The sequence below is a fragment of the Streptosporangium sp. NPDC053982 genome (assembly GCF_055585205.1).
Window position 1 is genome coordinate 283,742 of record NZ_JBVJKQ010000011.1, and the last position, 15,690, is coordinate 299,431.

16 protein-coding genes are annotated in these 15,690 nt (G+C 70.2%); 10 read left to right on the forward strand and 6 right to left on the reverse strand.

All coding sequences use genetic code 11. The features are described 5' to 3' along the window. Positions 1–58: 58 nt before the first annotated feature. The gene (locus ACZ6W9_RS21925) at positions 59–1,654 is read right to left on the reverse strand and encodes a serine/threonine protein kinase (protein WP_470119345.1); all 1,596 of its coding nucleotides are present in this window, start codon (positions 1,652–1,654) and stop codon (positions 59–61) included. Between the two features lie 222 nt (positions 1,655–1,876). On the opposite strand from ACZ6W9_RS21925, the gene ACZ6W9_RS21930 reads away from it, so the two are divergent. Beyond that, positions 1,877–2,782 carry a hypothetical protein gene (locus ACZ6W9_RS21930; RefSeq protein WP_470119347.1) on the forward strand — a complete coding sequence of 302 codons (906 nt, stop codon included), beginning with the start codon at positions 1,877–1,879 and terminating at the stop codon, positions 2,780–2,782. A gap of 180 nt (positions 2,783–2,962) precedes the next feature. On the opposite strand, the gene ACZ6W9_RS21935 is transcribed toward ACZ6W9_RS21930, so the two are convergent. Further along, a complete protein-coding gene (locus tag ACZ6W9_RS21935; protein WP_389967104.1) occupies positions 2,963–3,193 on the reverse strand; it encodes a hypothetical protein in 231 nt (76 codons plus the stop codon). Positions 3,194–3,413: 220 nt separating this feature from the next. Here ACZ6W9_RS21935 and ACZ6W9_RS21940 point away from each other — a divergent pair, with 220 nt between their 5' ends. Both ACZ6W9_RS21940 and ACZ6W9_RS21945 read left to right on the forward strand, forming a co-directional pair. After that, positions 3,414–4,067, forward strand: a complete 654-nt coding sequence (locus tag ACZ6W9_RS21940; protein ID WP_389967107.1) for a maltokinase N-terminal cap-like domain-containing protein — start codon at positions 3,414–3,416, stop codon at positions 4,065–4,067. Between the two features lie 269 nt (positions 4,068–4,336). Continuing rightward, complete coding sequence (locus ACZ6W9_RS21945) at positions 4,337–5,380, forward strand: NBR1-Ig-like domain-containing protein (RefSeq protein WP_389967150.1); 1,044 nt, start codon at positions 4,337–4,339, stop codon at positions 5,378–5,380. A gap of 80 nt (positions 5,381–5,460) precedes the next feature. Here ACZ6W9_RS21945 and ACZ6W9_RS21950 read toward each other — a convergent pair whose 3' ends face one another. Both ACZ6W9_RS21950 and ACZ6W9_RS21955 read right to left on the reverse strand, forming a co-directional pair. Next, a complete protein-coding gene (locus tag ACZ6W9_RS21950; protein WP_470119349.1) occupies positions 5,461–6,399 on the reverse strand; it encodes a SpoIID/LytB domain-containing protein in 939 nt (312 codons plus the stop codon). A gap of 61 nt (positions 6,400–6,460) precedes the next feature. Next, on the reverse strand, positions 6,461–7,306 hold the full coding sequence (locus ACZ6W9_RS21955) for a peptidoglycan-binding protein (RefSeq protein WP_470119351.1): 846 nt from the start codon (positions 7,304–7,306) through the stop codon (positions 6,461–6,463). A 141-nt stretch (positions 7,307–7,447) separates the two neighbouring features. Here ACZ6W9_RS21955 and ACZ6W9_RS21960 point away from each other — a divergent pair, with 141 nt between their 5' ends. Then, a complete protein-coding gene (locus ACZ6W9_RS21960) occupies positions 7,448–7,672 on the forward strand; it encodes a hypothetical protein (protein WP_470119353.1) in 225 nt (74 codons plus the stop codon). Positions 7,673–7,742: 70 nt separating this feature from the next. On the opposite strand, the gene ACZ6W9_RS21965 is transcribed toward ACZ6W9_RS21960, so the two are convergent. After that, entirely contained in the window at positions 7,743–8,267 is a 525-nt protein-coding gene (locus ACZ6W9_RS21965; protein WP_389967119.1) for an Lrp/AsnC family transcriptional regulator, read from the reverse strand. A 99-nt stretch (positions 8,268–8,366) separates the two neighbouring features. Between ACZ6W9_RS21965 and ACZ6W9_RS21970 the strand changes: the two genes are divergently transcribed. The 3 genes from ACZ6W9_RS21970 to ACZ6W9_RS21980 all read left to right on the forward strand — a co-directional run bounded on the left by ACZ6W9_RS21970 (position 8,367) and on the right by ACZ6W9_RS21980 (position 10,722). After that, positions 8,367–9,590 carry a trans-sulfuration enzyme family protein gene (locus ACZ6W9_RS21970; RefSeq protein WP_362945130.1) on the forward strand — a complete coding sequence of 408 codons (1,224 nt, stop codon included), beginning with the start codon at positions 8,367–8,369 and terminating at the stop codon, positions 9,588–9,590. A 187-nt stretch (positions 9,591–9,777) separates the two neighbouring features. Further along, the gene (locus ACZ6W9_RS21975) at positions 9,778–10,140 is read left to right on the forward strand and encodes a nuclear transport factor 2 family protein (protein ID WP_389967123.1); all 363 of its coding nucleotides are present in this window, start codon (positions 9,778–9,780) and stop codon (positions 10,138–10,140) included. A 324-nt stretch (positions 10,141–10,464) separates the two neighbouring features. Then, the gene (locus tag ACZ6W9_RS21980) at positions 10,465–10,722 is read left to right on the forward strand and encodes a hypothetical protein (protein ID WP_470119355.1); all 258 of its coding nucleotides are present in this window, start codon (positions 10,465–10,467) and stop codon (positions 10,720–10,722) included. Positions 10,723–10,874: 152 nt separating this feature from the next. Here ACZ6W9_RS21980 and ACZ6W9_RS21985 read toward each other — a convergent pair whose 3' ends face one another. Further along, on the reverse strand, positions 10,875–11,243 hold the full coding sequence (locus ACZ6W9_RS21985; RefSeq protein ID WP_470119357.1) for a DUF427 domain-containing protein: 369 nt from the start codon (positions 11,241–11,243) through the stop codon (positions 10,875–10,877). 288 nt (positions 11,244–11,531) lie between these two features. Here ACZ6W9_RS21985 and ACZ6W9_RS21990 point away from each other — a divergent pair, with 288 nt between their 5' ends. The 3 genes from ACZ6W9_RS21990 (at position 11,532) to ACZ6W9_RS22000 (ending at position 15,683) form a co-directional block, all read left to right on the forward strand. Beyond that, entirely contained in the window at positions 11,532–11,927 is a 396-nt protein-coding gene (locus ACZ6W9_RS21990; protein ID WP_389970967.1) for an OsmC family protein, read from the forward strand. 674 nt (positions 11,928–12,601) lie between these two features. Then, positions 12,602–12,787 (forward strand): DUF6229 family protein, encoded by a 186-nt coding sequence (locus ACZ6W9_RS21995; protein ID WP_389970970.1) that lies wholly within the window; start codon positions 12,602–12,604, stop codon positions 12,785–12,787. Positions 12,788–12,797: 10 nt separating this feature from the next. Continuing rightward, the gene (locus ACZ6W9_RS22000) at positions 12,798–15,683 is read left to right on the forward strand and encodes a type 2 lanthipeptide synthetase LanM family protein (RefSeq protein ID WP_470119359.1); all 2,886 of its coding nucleotides are present in this window, start codon (positions 12,798–12,800) and stop codon (positions 15,681–15,683) included. The last annotated feature ends 7 nt before the right edge of the window (positions 15,684–15,690 follow it).

Genomic DNA, 15,690 nt, shown 5'->3' on the forward strand with positions numbered 1-15,690 from the left:
CGCCGGTCCGACGTCGGACCGGTGTTCAGCCCGGCGTCGGACCGGCCCGGGACCGGGCTCAGGGTCTGCCCAGGATTCCGCGGTACTCCAGCCCGCCCCCGCCCTCCTGACCGACGAAGTCCAGCGTCGCCGGGTCCTTCAGGGTGAGGGTCATGTCTCCCCCCACGCACTGGTCCCGCTGCACCCGGGTCAGGTCGAGCACGTTCCCGGCCCTGACCTGGGTCAGCGTGACCTGCTGGTCGCACGCGCCGGACCGCCACGTCCCCGCCGGCCGGTCGCCCGGCAGGGTGAGCGTGACGTCGACGGCCTTCCGCCGGGCGTCCTGCGAGACGACGCGGCCGGTCCACGTCCCGGCGAACGCCTCCGGGACTCCCCCGCCCGGCCGGGCCGAGGCCGGGACCGAAGGCTGCGACGGCGGCGTCGTGGACGTCGTGGACGTCGTGGAGCGCGACCGCTCGTCCGCGACCGGGCGTGACGGGTCCGACCGCCCGTCCGCGGCCGAACGCGATCCGGTCTTCCCGCCGGTCCCGGCCTGCGACCCCGCCGCGTCACCGCCGGGGGAGCCGCCGAGGACCCCGGTGGCGTACAGCACCGCCGCCGTCGCGAGCACCGCGACGGCACCGGTGACCGCGATCAGTACGGCGGGCCTCCGCCTGCGCCGGGGCGGCGGCTCGCCGTACCGCGGCGCTGGCTCACCTCGCCCATGGACCGGCTCACCATGCCCGGGGACCGGTCCGCCATGCCCGGGGACCGGTCCGCCGTGCTCCGGCGTCGTCTCCCGGTCCGCCCAGCCGCCCCAGCCGGCGGGCAGGTAGGCGGTGGGCACCGGGCCGACCTCGGGGACCGTGACGGTCGGAGCGCCGGGCTCGACCAGGCGGATCATGAGCGTCCGGGCGGAGGGGCGCGCTCCGGGATCCTTGGCCAGGCAGACGGCCAGCGTCTCCCGCAGCGGCGACGGAACGCCCGTGAGGTCGGGCTCGGCGGCGAGGATGCGGCGGAAGATCGCGGCGACGGTGTCGCTGCCGAACGGCGCCCGGCCGGTGGCGGCGTAGACCATGGTCGACGCCCAGGAGAACACGTCGGCCGCGGGCGAGCCGTACACGCCGTTGAGCTGCTCGGGGGCCATGTACGGCGGAGTTCCGGACATCGACGATGGCATCGTGCTCGCGTCGAGCAGCTGGGCGATACCGAAGTCGACCACCCGCGGGCCGTCCGGGCCGAGCAGCACGTTGGCCGGCTTGAAATCCCGGTGGACGACCCCCGCGCTGTGGATGGCGGCGAGCGCGGTGGCCGTCGCGACCGCCAGGCGGTCGAGGTCGCCTCCGCGCAGGGGCCCTCCACCACGCACCCGTTCCTGGAGGGAGGGACCCGCGACGAACTCGCTGACGACGTAGGGGTCAGGCCGGCCGGTCTCCGCCGTCAGCACCCGGGCCGTGCAGAAGGGGGCCACCCGCAGCGCCGATCGCAGCTCCCTGGCCAGCCGGCGGCGCGCGGCGGGATCCGAGCCGCTGCGCAGCACCTTGATCGCCACCCGTTCGCCGGACCGGCTCCGTCCTTCGTAGACGATGCCCTGCCCGCCCTCGCCGAGCCGCCCGACCACCTCGAACTCCCCCAGGGCGCGCGGGTCTCCCGGCTCCAGCGGACCAGCGGGCATCGGCTCCTCCACGCGCGGGGTCGTCCCCTCACCCTAGCGACGCGGGACCCGCCTCACCACGGTCCCGTCGAGGCGACGGCCGGGGGCCCGAAGTGGAGGACGCGGCCGAGCATCGAGCACCGAAGTGAACCGGGTTTGGATGGAGCGTGCAGGTTAATATCACTTTCACCCTTATCTTTCAGCTCAGGCACCCTGACGTCGAAGCAGAAGGACGAACCCCCCATGAGACGATGGGTCGTGCTGGCGGCCGCCGTACTGACCGGGGCCGCGCCGGTCGCCACGAACCCCGCCGCCGCGCAGGCGGACGCCCCCGACCCGGCACGTGCGATCAAGCGGCAGCTACGCGGCGAGCACGGCGTACGGATCTCCGAGACCGACCGCTTCCACTACGGCGCGAAGTCGACGGTCTCCGGAAGCGGGACCCGGATCGCCGGCAGGCTCCGGCTCGCCCCGTCGGGCCCGGTCGCTGCGGACCTCACCTGGCGGGATCTTCCCGCGCCGAAGGCCGGGAAGCCCGCGAAGCCCGGGAACCCCGGTAACCCCGGTAAGCAGACCTCCCACCGCATGATCCGCGTCGGAGAGAACACCTACGACGACGCCGCCCACTACCCCGGCGGGCCGGTCCCGGAGGGCAAGAAGTGGATCCGGTTCCCGGCGAAGCACCGGGGAAGCGCCAACCGGGACATGGCCCGGGACGCCAGCCTGCAGCCGATCGACCTGTACGACACGTCCCTGATGAAGACCCTGCTGAAGTGCTCGAAACGCGAACGCGTCTCCGGCGGCCTCCTCTACCGGGGCACCCTGAGCCGCAAGGAGCTGGGCAGGCTCTCCGGAGGCGCCTTCGTCGACTGGACCTCGGGACGGCTCGTCGGCGCGAAGAGCAAGGGGAAGGTCTCCTGGCGGCTCTGGACCGACCGGACCGGCCTTCCTGAGCGCCTCGTCACCACCGACACCGTGGGAGAGGGAAAGAACGCCCTGGTCAAGCGGAGTGACACCCGCTACACCGGCTGGGGGACCCGTCTCGTCATCACCGCCCCGCCCGCCGACGAGGTCATCGACGAATCCGACCTGCTGGAGTACGTCCGCGAGCGGAACGAGCCCATTCCGGAGGACTCCGGCAACACCTGACGCGTCCCGTCCCACCGGACGACGGTACGGCACGCCGTACCCCCGTTCGGCCGCCCCCCGAGACCGAAGCCGGCCGCACCGGGACCCGCGACGACACCTGACCGGCTGACCGGCGGAGAGCGGATCAGCCGGTCAGGGGGTCGCCCGATCAGGCGGTCGCGTGATCAGGTGGTCGGGCGGTCAGGGGCGCTCGCCGAGGGCGTCGGTCCAGCCCATCGCCTCGTAGGCCACGGACCGGATCGGCTTGGCGGCATCGTCGAGGGCCTCGTCGGCCAGCAGCCGGCCGGTCTCCGGGTCGACGACGAGGCGGAACCCGGGCACCCGGTCGGAGGCGTATTCGGGATCCCCCTCGGCCGTTCTCATCACGATCGCGGCACCGTGGCGCCCGAGCGGGTCGGTCACCTTCCTCACTGGCCACGTCCTCGGCGGTATCGCGTTCGGTCCGCATGAGCGCGTAACCGAGCACGCTGCGGTAACGCCTCTCGTAGAGGTCGGTGAAGCGTTCTTGGGGATCGTCCACACCGAGTTGTCCCTCTCCGGCCCCGTCGATTACCGGTCGTACGGAAAACACGTCACGGCCCGGTGGCAGGATGTGGAGCCCGTATCCACTCGATGGAAGAGGATCCCGGACATGGCCGTCATCCACCACACCACCCTCACGCCGACCAAGCTGGAACTGCTGACCTCTTGGCTGCCCTCGCGGCCGTGGTACTCCGGTGGAGTGAGCGAACCACGGCTGACCAAGGCCGGCGGCTTCCGGCTTGACGATCCCCGGGGTGAGGTCGGGATCGAGTTCATGGTGGTCACCGACGACTCGGCCACCCACCCGGCCGGTTACCTGGTGCCGCTCACCTATCGCGGTGCCCCGCTCGACGGGGCGGAGCACGCCCTCATCGGCACCATGGAGCACGGCGTGCTGGGACGACGCTGGGCCTACGACGGCTGCCACGACCCGGTGCTGCTCGACCGGTTGTCGGCTCTGATCGAGGGTCGGGCCCAGGCGCAGAAGCAGAGCGTCAGCGACACCCCCGACCCGGAGGTCACCCGCTCCTACACCGGTGACGGCCTCGCCCCCGCGGACCTCACCGCCACCGCCACCGACGACCGGGAGGGCACCGACCTGCCCGCCCCTCCGGGCATGGCCCTCCGTCTGCACCGGGTCCTGCGTCCCGCTCCGGACGACGCGTCTCTCCTCCCGCCGGAAGCGGTCGGCCACGTCGCGGGCGTCTGGGACACACCGGACGGCGCCCGCGCGCGGGGCCTGTTCGTCGTCCTGCACGCCTAGATCTCAGTGAGGGGCGAACCTCCGAGCGGGTGACCCGCACGGAGGCCTTCCCGCCTCCGCGCGGTCGGGAGCGGCAAGAGGGCGGCGTCACCGTACCCGCCTGCCGTACAGCGCTTTCCCGGACGTGACCTGAGCCGACGGAGACGAGCCGGGCGCAGGTCACTCTCCCGGTCTCGCCGCGGCGGGTGAGGCGCGGGAGGACGTATGCGAGATGCTCCGGGACCTTGAGTGAACACCGTGGGCGCTGTTAGCTTCACTCGGTGGATGACATGCCCGCGCGGACGGAGGCGATCGAGGACTTCGCGGCGACGCTGCGAGAGCTTCGCAGGTCGGTCGGCAACCCGCCCTTCCGGGAGATGTCCGGCCGGTCGGGGGCGATCTCACACACGACACTGCACGAAGCCGCGAAGGGTAACCGGCTCCCGAGCTGGGAGACCACCGTCGAGTTCGTCAAGGCGTGCGGCGCGGACCCGGCGGCGTACCGCGAACGCTGGGAGAGGGCGAACGCGGCGGTCAGATCGGTGAGCGCCGGAGATCCCCCGAGCCGCACGGACGCCCCGGGAGCCCGTCCGTCCGACGGGCTCGAAGCCTCCGCCACGGACGTCGCGGAAGGCCGTACCGCGCGCGGCGCCACCGGGTCGCAGGCCCCGGCGCCTGCCGGTGAGACCCCGGTGTCTCCACCCACACCGCCGCCGCCCGATGAGACCGCGGGCGACGTCCAGGCGGTCTCCTCCACGACGGGAGACCGGAGACGGTTCCGGCCGGCCCGCCCGGCCGCGCTCGCGGCAGCGGTGGCGGCCGTCGTCGCGGTGGCGGCGGTCTTCATCGCGGTCGCCGTCAATCGCGGCTCCGGGACCGACGGGGACGACCTGAACCCGTCCGAGAGCTCACCGGAGACCCGGTTGTCGGCGACCGACTGCCCGGTGCGCGCCACCAACCCGCCGTGGAGGCCGGCCGCCCACGAAGGTGACTCGGCGAAGTTCATCGGGGACATCACGCTGCCCGACTGCACGCGCGTCGGCCCCGGCCAGACCGTGACCAAGGTGTGGCGGCTCAAGAACACCGGGACCGTGCCGTGGAAGGGGTATTCGCTGCGCCGCCTCGGCCTGCCGCAGCGACCCGACCAGTGCCGGACCCTCTCCGACGTGCCGATCAAGGACACACGGCCCGGAGAGATGGTCGACATCCAGACCGACATCACCACGCCGGGGAAGCCCGGCCTGTGCTACGTGCGGTTCAAGATGATGGACGGTTCGGGGCAGGTCGCATATCCCGGAGGCCGGCCGATCAACTTCCAGGTCATCGTCGGCTGACGCCTGATTCCCCGCCGTGCGGGGCACGACGGGGAATCAGAGGCACGACGGGGAATCAAGGGCGGACGGCCTCCCGGGGCTCAGGAGCCGAGAACGATCCCCCTGTAGTAGTACTTGAGAATCCTGGAGTAGCCCCAGCCCGCCCTGGCCTTGTCACGGGAGCCGGTCTGCGACATCCAGTCGCCGGTGACCCAGTCAGAGCACTTCGTGGACGTGGAGCAGTACTGGGCCTTGAAGATCTCCCCGTTGCGCGTCATCCGGGTGCCCCATGTCGCGTCCACCGCGGCGTTCGTCGCCGCCGTCGCGGAGTTCGGCTTGTACATCTGGCTGGACGTGCTGTCGGTGACGTCGTAGCACTGGCCACTCGGCGTCTTCTTCGTCGACTTCAGCGCCCAGCGCCAGCCGAAGTTCTTGACCGCGATCGCCCCGGCCCTGAGAGACTCCCTCGGCCAGTACGACGGCCACTCGTTGGGCAGGACGTTCTTGACGTAGGTCCTGAAGTCCACCCGCTCAACGCGGTTGAGGGATTTCCGGTAGACGAGGATCGTCGTGGGCATCCTGGTGTGCGTGCCGTCGGTCTTGCACCCGGTCGGCGGCGCGGAGCCGCTCATGAGCCGGTGGGAGGCGTTCTGGTTCTTGAGGCCGGGCTTGAGGTTGCCCTTGGCGCCGGACGCGAAGTCCTGGGAGCCGCCGCCGTAGTTGCTGTTGAAGTAGACGCGGACCGTCTTGCCGGTACGGTTCCAGACCGAGGCGGCGGAGTTCTTGACGCACTTGCCCTTGCCGGCGCCGGGGCCCTTGAAGTCGAAGCAGGAGGGCTGCTTGGTGCCGTAGTCGGCGACGGATCCGGTGAAGTCGGACAGGGATCCCTGGTTGCCGCTGTTGAAGTAGTAGCAGAACTCGCCGGGCTCGCAGACGCCGTTACGGGCGGCCGCCGAGGCGGGAGAGGCGGCGGCGAGCACCGCCCCGCCGAGCACCATCGCGGTGGCCGACGCGGTGAGGATCCTGTTGAGCGTCTTCATGGTGTTCTCCTTCGTGTCCGTGCAGGTGGGGTTCGATCTGTTCGGTCGGGGTTCGGGACGGTCAGCGACGCCGGTACTCCTCCCAGGTGCGGATGGTCACCTTCGGGCCGTCGTCCGGGCCGCGGCCGGAGAGGCCGTTCAGGCCGAGGTAGTAGTCACCGGTCTGGTGCTGGGCCTGGCTGGAGAGGTCGGTGTCGTTGATGGCGGCGGCGTGGATGTGCCACGGCCAGTCGGCCTGGTCGGGGCTGCGCAGCCATGCCGCGAAGCCGACACGTCGCAACGTGCGGACGGCGGCGGTGCGGGTGGCGGAACTCATCCCCTTGACCGAGATGTCGACGACGCCGCCGCCGTCGTGGGTGCCCGCGGACGTGGGGTCGCCGCCGGGGTTGTACGACCCCTGCAGCAGCACGAGGTCGCGGCCGAGCAGCCGCTCCGCCTCGGCCAGCATGCTCCGCGTGCGGGTGTCGACGACGAAGTCACCGTCGGGCACCCGGGCACCCGGTGCGATGGCGTGGGTGACCGTGAAACGGCCGGCTCCGAGCTTGGTGAGCGACGTCTTGCCCGGAAGGCCGTTGGCGGCGAGACCGCTGAAGCCGAGTGACCTCTGGAACTTCGCGAAGGCGGTGACCGTCGTGGTGCCGAAGTAGCCGTCCACCCACTTCGCGTCGAGCATCTTCCGGTCGCGCAGCGCCCGCTCGACGAGGAGCACGCCGGCCTTGGCGCCCGGAGTCACCGTGTCGTCAGGCCGCCGCGGGTCGATCTGGGCCGCCTTGACGACGGCTTCCATGTTCACGCTCGGAAGAGCCCTGGCGTCGGCCGCCCGCGCCGCCGGCATCCCGGACACTCCGGTCAGGCAGGCGAGCAGGGCGGCCGCCGTGAAGGCGGTGGCGCGTGGAGGCGGCTTCATCGTTTCTCCCGGTGTGGATCCGCCGCCAGGTGGTCCCTGCGGCGAATCCACCGTTTCGGAACGCTCAAGCCGTCCACAACGAGATCGTGTTGTCAGCCTGTTCGACGATGCTCCGTACAGGCCGTACGCGCCATCTGACAGGTGATCCCAACGTCCCTGATGAAGACCCTGCTGAAGTGCTCGAAACGCGAACGCGTCTCCGGCGGCCTCCTCTACCGGGGCACCCTGAGCCGCAAGGAACTGGGCAGGCTCTCCCGTCTCGTCATCACCGCCCCGCCCGCCGACGAGGTCATCGACGAATCCGACCTGCTGGAGTACGTCCGCGAGCGGAACGAGCCCATTCCGGAGGACCCCGGCAACACCTGAGTCGCTCCACCGTGGCCGGTGCCCGGCCGGCCTGGACGACGTCGCCCCGGAGGACGGACGCGGCCGCTCGCTACCGGGTGGGCCTGGTCGTCTTCCTGGCTTCGGGGGCCGGAGAGGGCGGCAGGACGCCGACGCCGGCACGGGCCTCGAAGACGAGCTGGGTCTGCGTCTGCCGTACGCCGGGATGCACGGTGATCCGTTCGAGGATCAGGTCACGGAGGTCCTGTGGGGTGGCGACGGCGGCATGCACGAGGAAGTCGTCGTCACCGCTGACATGGAAGACCGCCAGGACGCCGGGTGTCTCGACCAGCCGATCGAACAGGGTGCGGACCGGGTCGCGGTTGTGGCCGCCCAGCCGGACCCGGATGATCGCCTGCAGCGGACGGCCCAGCGCGGCGGTGTCGATGTGCGCGTGGATGGCAGTGATCACACCGGAAGCGCGCAGCGCGCGCACCCGGTAGGCGCACGTCGACTCGGCGACACCGACCTGAGTCGCGAGTGCGGCGTTGGTCAGGCGGCCATCCCGGGACAGGGCCGCCAGGATCTTCAGATCGGTGCCGTCGAGCTGTGGATCCTGCGGTACACGTCGCGACATCGCGCCTCCCGTTTGCGGATTCCGCACCAACTATCCGGAAACAGGCCGCCTTCCACAACACATCTTGAGAATGATCGACGATTCCCCGACAGTCGGGCCATGACATCCCGTTCTCTTCATCCCGACACCGTCGCCGTACACGCTGGGCGTGAGGATTTGGCGGATCTCGGGGTGCACGCGCCTCCGATCGATCTCTCCTCGACCAACCCGCTGCCGGACATCGAGACCGGAGGACACGCCTACGAGACGTTGGCCTCCGGTGGTGATCCGGAGGGAACGGCTGTCTACGCCCGGCTGTGGAACCCGACGGTGGCGCGGTTCGAGGCGGGATTGGCGAGATTGGAGCACGCGGAGGCGGCGGTCGCCTTCTCCTCCGGCATGGCGGCGCTGACGGCGGCGCTGCTCGCGGCGACGCGGGAGACCGGGCGACGCCATGTAGTGGCCGTCCGCCCCCTGTACGGCGGCGCCGATCACCTGCTGGCATCGGGCCTGCTGGACGTCGAGACGACGTTCTGCGAGGGCACGGGAACGGCGGTGACCGCGGCGATCCGCCGCGACACCGCGCTGGTCGTGCTGGAGACTCCCGCCAACCCCACGCTCGACCTGGTCGACATACGTTCCGTCGTGACGGCGGCGGACGGGGTGCCGGTGCTGGTGGACAACACGTTCGCGACGCCCGTACTGCAGAACCCGCTCGGGTTCGGCGCCGCGATGGCACTGCACAGCGCGACCAAATACCTGGGCGGGCATGGCGACGTGGTGGCGGGTGCGATCGCCTGCGACCGGGAGCGCGCCGCGGCACTGCGCCGGGTACGCGCGATCACCGGTGCGCTGCTCCATCCGCTGGGCGCCTACCTGCTGCATCGCGGGCTGGCGACGTTGCCGGTGCGGGTACGCGCCCAGCAGGCGAACGCGCGCGCCGTCGCCGCCTGGCTCGCCGACCACCCGGACGTGGCCCGCCTCCACTATCCCGCCGATGACCATCCGCTGGTCGGGCGGCAGATGAACGGCACCGGCGCGATGCTGTCGATTGAGTTGCGCGGCGGATACGACCAGGCCGCCCGCCTCACCTCAGCCGTCCGGGTGTTCACGCACGCGGTGTCGCTGGGCGGCGTCGACTCCCTGATCCAGCACCCGGGCGCGCTCACCCACCGTCCGGTGGCCTCCGACGCCCGCCCCACCCCGGCCCTGGTCCGCCTGTCCATCGGCCTGGAGAACCCTGTGGACCTCATCGACGACCTGGACCGCGCCCTGTCCGTGAACCGCCGTACTCGCACCCACCGTTCGGCGATCAGGTCCCGGACCCCGGATCTCCAGACCTGACCTCCTCCGGGACGAGTCATACGGCTCGCACGGCGACGGAGTCCCCGCCCTGGCGATGGTTCGGGGAACTTCGACGAGCCGTACGGCTCGCACGGCGACGGGATCCCCACCTCGGCGATAGTTGTACGCCGTTCCTCGCCCCGTATCGTCCCCACCAGTGACCCCGGCCGTACGAGAAGGGGACGGCATGACCGACGACGTGGTGCGACGCGTTTTCCAGGTGGTCGACTCATTCGACCCCGACGAGTTCGCCCGGCTGCTGACCGAAGACGCCACGCTGGTGTTCGGCAACGCCGAACCGCTGGCGGGACGCGAGGCCATCGTCGCCGGACTACAGGCGTTCTACTCCACCATCGGCGGCCTGCGGCACCGGATCGTCAGAAGCTGGCAGGTGGACGCCGACGTCATCGCCGAGACCGAGGTGACCTACCGGCGGCTCGACGGCAAGGACACCGGCGCCGTGGCCGTGTCGATCTGGCGCACCCGCGACGACGGCCTGATCACCGACTACCGCATATTCGTCGACCTCGCCCCCGTCTACGCGGCCTGAGGCTCCGGCGAAACCACGGAAACTCATACACCACCTCCGTGGACGCAACCTGGACGCACGCGACGGTCGCGGTACCGGTCGGCACACCGCGCGTCATCGGAACCAAAGCGGTTGTGGAGTACGGAGCGTCCGCTGGATGATCATAAGTATGGCCGAACCGCCTGACCCTTTGCCCGAGTTCTTCGACCGCGGCTGCCCGGACATCTATCACTGCCCGCGGGCCGGTGAGGTCGAGTGCCCCCGGCACAGCGGCTTCGACGTCTGCTGTGACGCGGTCGAGCGGCACATTCCGATTCGTGTACCCACCGGTCATCAGGAGGCTCCGTGACGGAGGAAGAGAAAGAGGTACCCGTAGGTCAGGCCCTGAACGGCCTCGACGTCTATCCGCTGCCCGAGGGATGGACCGCCCTCGGGGCGATAGTCCTTGTGAAGTGCCTCGACGAAGAAGGTCATTCCTCCTGGGCGTTCAGGACCACGGACGGGCTGAGCGATGAGGAACTCCTCGGCGCCCTGACCGTCCGGACCGATCTCCTCCGCCGCAAGCTCTACCACGACTACACCGGCGACGACGATGACGACTGAGCCTTCCCCAATGGCCCGGACACCGGTGGTGTGGCATCAGATGTCTGGATCGGGTACGAGCCTCGGCGTCGCTGAACGCCCGGTGGCGCCGATCGGGACGATCCGCCGTTTCGGGTGGCCGTTCATGTGGCGGTGGCCGCAGTCGGCGACGCTTACCCACCCTGCCCGTTCACCTCAAGAGTGACGCCTGGCTTCTCTGCCCAGAAGGCGAGCCGTCCCGCGATCTGCTCCACCCGCGCGAACGGCTCCGGGTAGGACCAGACCACGTCTTCGATCAGGCCGTCACCGGTGTCCACCGACCAGTAGACGGCATCACCCTTGAACGGGCAGTGCGACGTCGTCATCGACGACCGGAGCAGATCCATCTGCACATCGTCTGGCGGCAGGTAGTACCGCGGTGGGCAGCCTGTCTCGGTGAGTACGAGCGGCCGAGAGGAGGTCGCGACGACCGAGTCCTTGACCCGTACCACGACATGGTCCGACGTAGGCGTGACCTCGATGTCATGTCCTCGTGTCTTCATACGTCAATCCCATCAAACATCTCCGGTGACGGCCAACGCTCACCGGCGACGCGCGATTCGCCCCGGCACTGTCCGCGCCGCTGTGCGGCAGCACGAGAGGGCGCGCTTCGTCGGCACGCCATGTGGCGAAGATGCCACGCGTATCACATGAGCGGACTCCGAGCCGAACGGACGCGTCCTCCAGCAGACGGCCCAGCGGCATGAGCGGGTGTTGCCGGTTGGCGGCTGAGACGTGTAGGACGGCTCTTGTCGTCACGTCCGCACGCCCGAGGTGCCGGGAGCCGAATCATGGATGATCGTTTCAACGTGGTCGTGAGCACGGGATCGCTGAAGATGACGGACGAACACGCGGTGCATTTCCCGCATCGGTGGACGCCCGAGGGCGTGAGCGTCAGGGCGGACTTCACCGGAGGACATCTCCTTCACCTCGCGGCGGCGGGATGCGTCCTCAACGACCTTTACCGGGAGGCCGCCGCACTGGGAATCGAGCTCCTGGGAGTACGCGTTTCCGCAGCCGGCGGCTTCGACATCGAGAGCTGGCGGTCGACCGGGATCACCTACACCGTCGACGTCAGCTCCACTGCTTCAGCCGAGAGCATCGCCCACCTGATCGACATCGTGGACTCCGTCGCCGAGATCCCTCGCGCCATCCGACGGGGTGCCACCGTACAGAGGATCAGCTGATGACCGTGCAGGAACATGACCGACGAGGACTTCCGCACCGTTACGGCGACACGAACACGCGGTCGGCGGCAGAAGGGCACGCCTGAGCACCACGAGTCGCCTGAACCGCTCGGCTTGGCGGAACCGGAGGGGCACCCGGATTCCAGGCCCTGACAAGAACCCCGCGAACGTCGGCCGTTTGCCATCCGGGCGGAGCCTTCCGCCAGAGGCTGCTTTCGGCAGACCTTGTTGTTGAATTCCGCCGCTGCACGACCATGGAAAAGGCCCTCCGGAATGATTCCGGAGGGCCTTTGTCCTGCTGCGCGGCCGAGAGGGTTCGAGCCCCTGGCCTTCTGATCCGCCGCCGGTCCGAGGCCGTTGAAAGCGGTTCGCCGGGTCGTCCCGCACATGAGCGCCGTCGCCGAGGCGGTGGTCATGGACCGTTGCGGGATGAAGCCCCTGACGTGCGCTGTCGCCCCCTTGATGGGCGTGGGCCGGCGGCGTGGAGGGGTGGCCGGTCTCGCTCGCGTGTTCCGGACATCCCGTCGGCGTCTGGGCAAGCTCCGTCACAGTCAACGGCAGCTTTCGCTATTTCTACTGAATGCCGACAAGTCTATATTTCATTCGCTATGTATTGATTTTTTCGATCGGCTGACCAACGCTGATCGGGACGCCCGGTCATGGAGGGAGCAATAATGCCTGTCACCCTGGAACGCTCTGAGGAGATCGTCTCCGCGTGGCGCAGCGGAGCCGACATCGAGGGCTGGGACAACCCGGCCGGTCCGCTGTTCATCGGTGACTACGCCGAGTCGGAGATCACGCTGACGGCCCTGGACACCCGGCTGGCGAGCTCGTGCACCTGCAGCCGCTTCTGCTGCTGATCAAGGAAGGATGATCCGAATGGCCGGGGACTTCGACCCGTCGCTGGACTTTCTGACCGCACCGGCGCTGGTCGGGCTGTCCGCCACGCTGGGATCGATCCCCGGCCTCACGGAGGCGGAAGCCCGGCTGATATGCCGGAGAACCGCCGAAGCGCTTGAGGAGACCGTCCGCCTCAAGGTCAACAGGGTCCTGCTGCTGGAACTCAACGCCGCCAGGATCACCGGGAGGCTGACCGCCGAGACGCCGCAGCTGCGGTGGCAGGAATGGAAAGCGACGGCCGCGACGCCCGAGTTCTGGCTGTCTCTGGCCGGGCACTATCCCACGATGCTGTCCAGGCTCGGCACGATCATCGACAACAGGTGCGCCGCGGCCGTGGAACTGGCCCGCAGGTTCGCCGCCGACCGTGCGGCGCTCACCGCACTGCCCGGCGGTCTCCGAGGCGAGCTGGTCGGAGTCGACTTCGGGACGGGAGACAGCCATCGCGGAGGGCACAGCGTCGCCGTCCTGCACGGCTCGCAGGGCAAGGTGGTCTACAAGCCCCGGTCCCTCGCCGTGGACGAGGCGCTGGCGAGACTGATCGACCGCCTGGCACCCCGGCTGCCCGCCGGCAGCCGCATCCGCGTACCCGACGTGCTGATTCGCCAGGAGTACGGCTGGGCGGAACACATCCAGCACCGCTACTGCGCCGACGAGACGGAGCTGCGGTCCTTCTACCGCGGCGTCGGGCACTGGCTGGCGCTGATGCGGCTGATCGGCGGCAGCGACCTGCACATGGAGAACCTCATCGCGGCCGGTCCCGCGCCCGTCGTCGTCGACTGCGAGACGCTGTTCACCCCGCACGTCCCGGCCAAACCTTCCGGATACGGCGACGCCGTCGACCAGGCGACCGACCTGCTCAGCGGATCGGTGCTGCGCACCGGACTCCTTCCCGGACGTGGTGTCTCACTCGCCTGGCGCGGCGTCGACATGTCCGCCGTCGGAGGCCTGCCCGGCCAGCAGCCGTACACGCAGATGCCGGTCGTCGTCGACGCGGGCACGGACATGGCGAGATTGGGGATGGAACGGGTCGAGCTGGGAGCGGTGAGCAACCACCCGAGCCCCGATCCGATCCTCGTCCACTACTGGGACCTGGTGCTGTCCGGATTCACCGAGCTGGTCGAGCACCTCGACATGCTGGATCGGCGGGATGAGCTCGCCGGGCTGCTCACGGACTTCGCCGACCGTCCGATCCGGGTCGTGCTCCGCGCCACCGAGGCGTACGCCGAGCTGGCCCGCATGCTGTGGCACCCGGCCTCACTGCACGACGAGCCGACCGCGATGGGCAAGGCGGCGGGGTTGCTGGCCCAGCATGCCGAGAACCTGCCCGGCGCGCCCTCGGACCCCGAGGTGATCGACGCCGAGGTGGCCGAGTTGCTGGTCGGCGACATCCCCTTCTTCGCCACGACTCCTGCTCGCGGCCGTCTGGACGGCCCTGGCGGAACCTCTTACGGAGACGAGCAGGACCTCATCGCGGACGCGCTGCGGCGCTGGCGCGACCGCGACGCGGCCCTGGACCGCGAGGTGATCCGGTCCGCTCTGGTCAGCGCCTACCTCAACGAAGGGTGGATGCCCGCCAACAAGCGTATGACCGTGCCTCCCATCCGGCACCGGGACCTCGAGCGGCGCCGGCGCCGGATCGCGGCCGGGATCGCCCGCGACATGCTCGACACGGCGATCCGGGGCGACGACGGCACCGTCACCTGGACCGCGCCGGTGCTCACCTCCGACGGCTGGTTCGTACAGTCACTGTCTCCCGACGTGTACGGCGGGGCGTACGGGGTCGCCATCACTCTGGCCGCCTACGTGAGTGAGACCGGGCAGGGCAGGGCCGACGAGGTGCCGGGGCTGGACGGACTGCTCACCGACCTCCTCCATACGATCAGACTGGCCGAGGAGCGCGACGCGGAGGCACGCCGCACCGGGCCGCGGCGCCGCCCCGCCACCCCAGGCGGCTATGTCGGCATCGGCTCGCAGATCTGGAGCTGGCTGCTGCTGCGCAGGCTGGGCGCCGTCGGCTCGGAGGAGGCGGTCGCCCGGGCCGGCGCCCTGGCGGGGCGACTGCCCGAGGCGGTGGCCGCCGACGGGGTGTACGACCTGCTCACCGGCATGGCAGGCGCCATCGTGCCGTTGCTCCGCCTGTCGGAACAGACCGGTGACCAGCAGTGGTCCACGCAGGCCGACCGCATCGGGGAGCGCCTGCTCTCACTGGCCCACATCGACGGCCGGGGAGCACGCTGGCCCAGCACCGCGTTCCCACAGGGGTTGGGCGGGGTCTCACACGGAGCCACCGGGATCGCCTGGGCGCTGGCCCGGCTCGCCGACAGCGCCACGGCCGGCGCTGCGGACTTCCGCGCCTTGGCGGACAGGGCCTTTCTGTACGAGGAGTCACTGTACGACCCGGCGGAGAAGGGCTGGCGTGACCTGCGCGAAATGGATGACCATCGCGTGACCTCCAGCGCGTGGTGCCACGGGGCCGCCGGCATCGGCCTCGTCGCGGCCGACCGGCTGGCCCGCGAAGGTGACCCGCGCTGGGCGGACGTGCTGCGCCGGGCCGCCGCGTCGTCCTGGTCGAGGGGCATCGGCTGGAACCACACGCTCTGCCACGGAGACCTCGGCAACTGGGAAATCGTGCGCCACGCGATCGATGGGGGTGTCGGACCCGAAGGGCTGACCACGGAGTACCTCGCCGCGTACATGATCGGGAGCATGGAGGAGCACGGCCCGGTGAGCGGCCTTTCACGTGACGCCTTCAGCCCAGGTCTGATGCCGGGAGTGGGCGGCATGCTCTACCAGCTACTGCGCCTTTCCCCCGACACCTCCCTCCCCTCCGTCCTGCTTCCGGACCCGGAGAGCTGACCGCCCC

Excerpts from the sequence above, each read along its gene's own strand:
- ACZ6W9_RS21975 (WP_389967123.1), top strand. The coding sequence starts at position 9,778 with ATGACCGACGACGTGGTGCGACGCGTTTTCCAGGTGGTCGACTCATTC.
- ACZ6W9_RS21945 (WP_389967150.1), top strand. The coding sequence starts at position 4,337 with ATGCCCGCGCGGACGGAGGCGATCGAGGACTTCGCGGCGACGCTGCGA.
- ACZ6W9_RS21990 (WP_389970967.1), top strand. The coding sequence starts at position 11,532 with ATGGATGATCGTTTCAACGTGGTCGTGAGCACGGGATCGCTGAAGATG.
- ACZ6W9_RS21930 (WP_470119347.1), top strand. The coding sequence starts at position 1,877 with ATGAGACGATGGGTCGTGCTGGCGGCCGCCGTACTGACCGGGGCCGCG.
- ACZ6W9_RS21925 (WP_470119345.1), bottom strand. The coding sequence starts at position 1,654 with ATGCCCGCTGGTCCGCTGGAGCCGGGAGACCCGCGCGCCCTGGGGGAG.
- ACZ6W9_RS21970 (WP_362945130.1), top strand. The coding sequence starts at position 8,367 with ATGACATCCCGTTCTCTTCATCCCGACACCGTCGCCGTACACGCTGGG.
- ACZ6W9_RS21940 (WP_389967107.1), top strand. The coding sequence starts at position 3,414 with ATGGCCGTCATCCACCACACCACCCTCACGCCGACCAAGCTGGAACTG.
- ACZ6W9_RS21955 (WP_470119351.1), bottom strand. The coding sequence starts at position 7,306 with ATGAAGCCGCCTCCACGCGCCACCGCCTTCACGGCGGCCGCCCTGCTC.
- ACZ6W9_RS21995 (WP_389970970.1), top strand. The coding sequence starts at position 12,602 with ATGCCTGTCACCCTGGAACGCTCTGAGGAGATCGTCTCCGCGTGGCGC.
- ACZ6W9_RS21950 (WP_470119349.1), bottom strand. The coding sequence starts at position 6,399 with ATGAAGACGCTCAACAGGATCCTCACCGCGTCGGCCACCGCGATGGTG.
- ACZ6W9_RS22000 (WP_470119359.1), top strand. The coding sequence starts at position 12,798 with ATGATCCGAATGGCCGGGGACTTCGACCCGTCGCTGGACTTTCTGACC.
- ACZ6W9_RS21985 (WP_470119357.1), bottom strand. The coding sequence starts at position 11,243 with ATGAAGACACGAGGACATGACATCGAGGTCACGCCTACGTCGGACCAT.
- ACZ6W9_RS21965 (WP_389967119.1), bottom strand. The coding sequence starts at position 8,267 with ATGTCGCGACGTGTACCGCAGGATCCACAGCTCGACGGCACCGATCTG.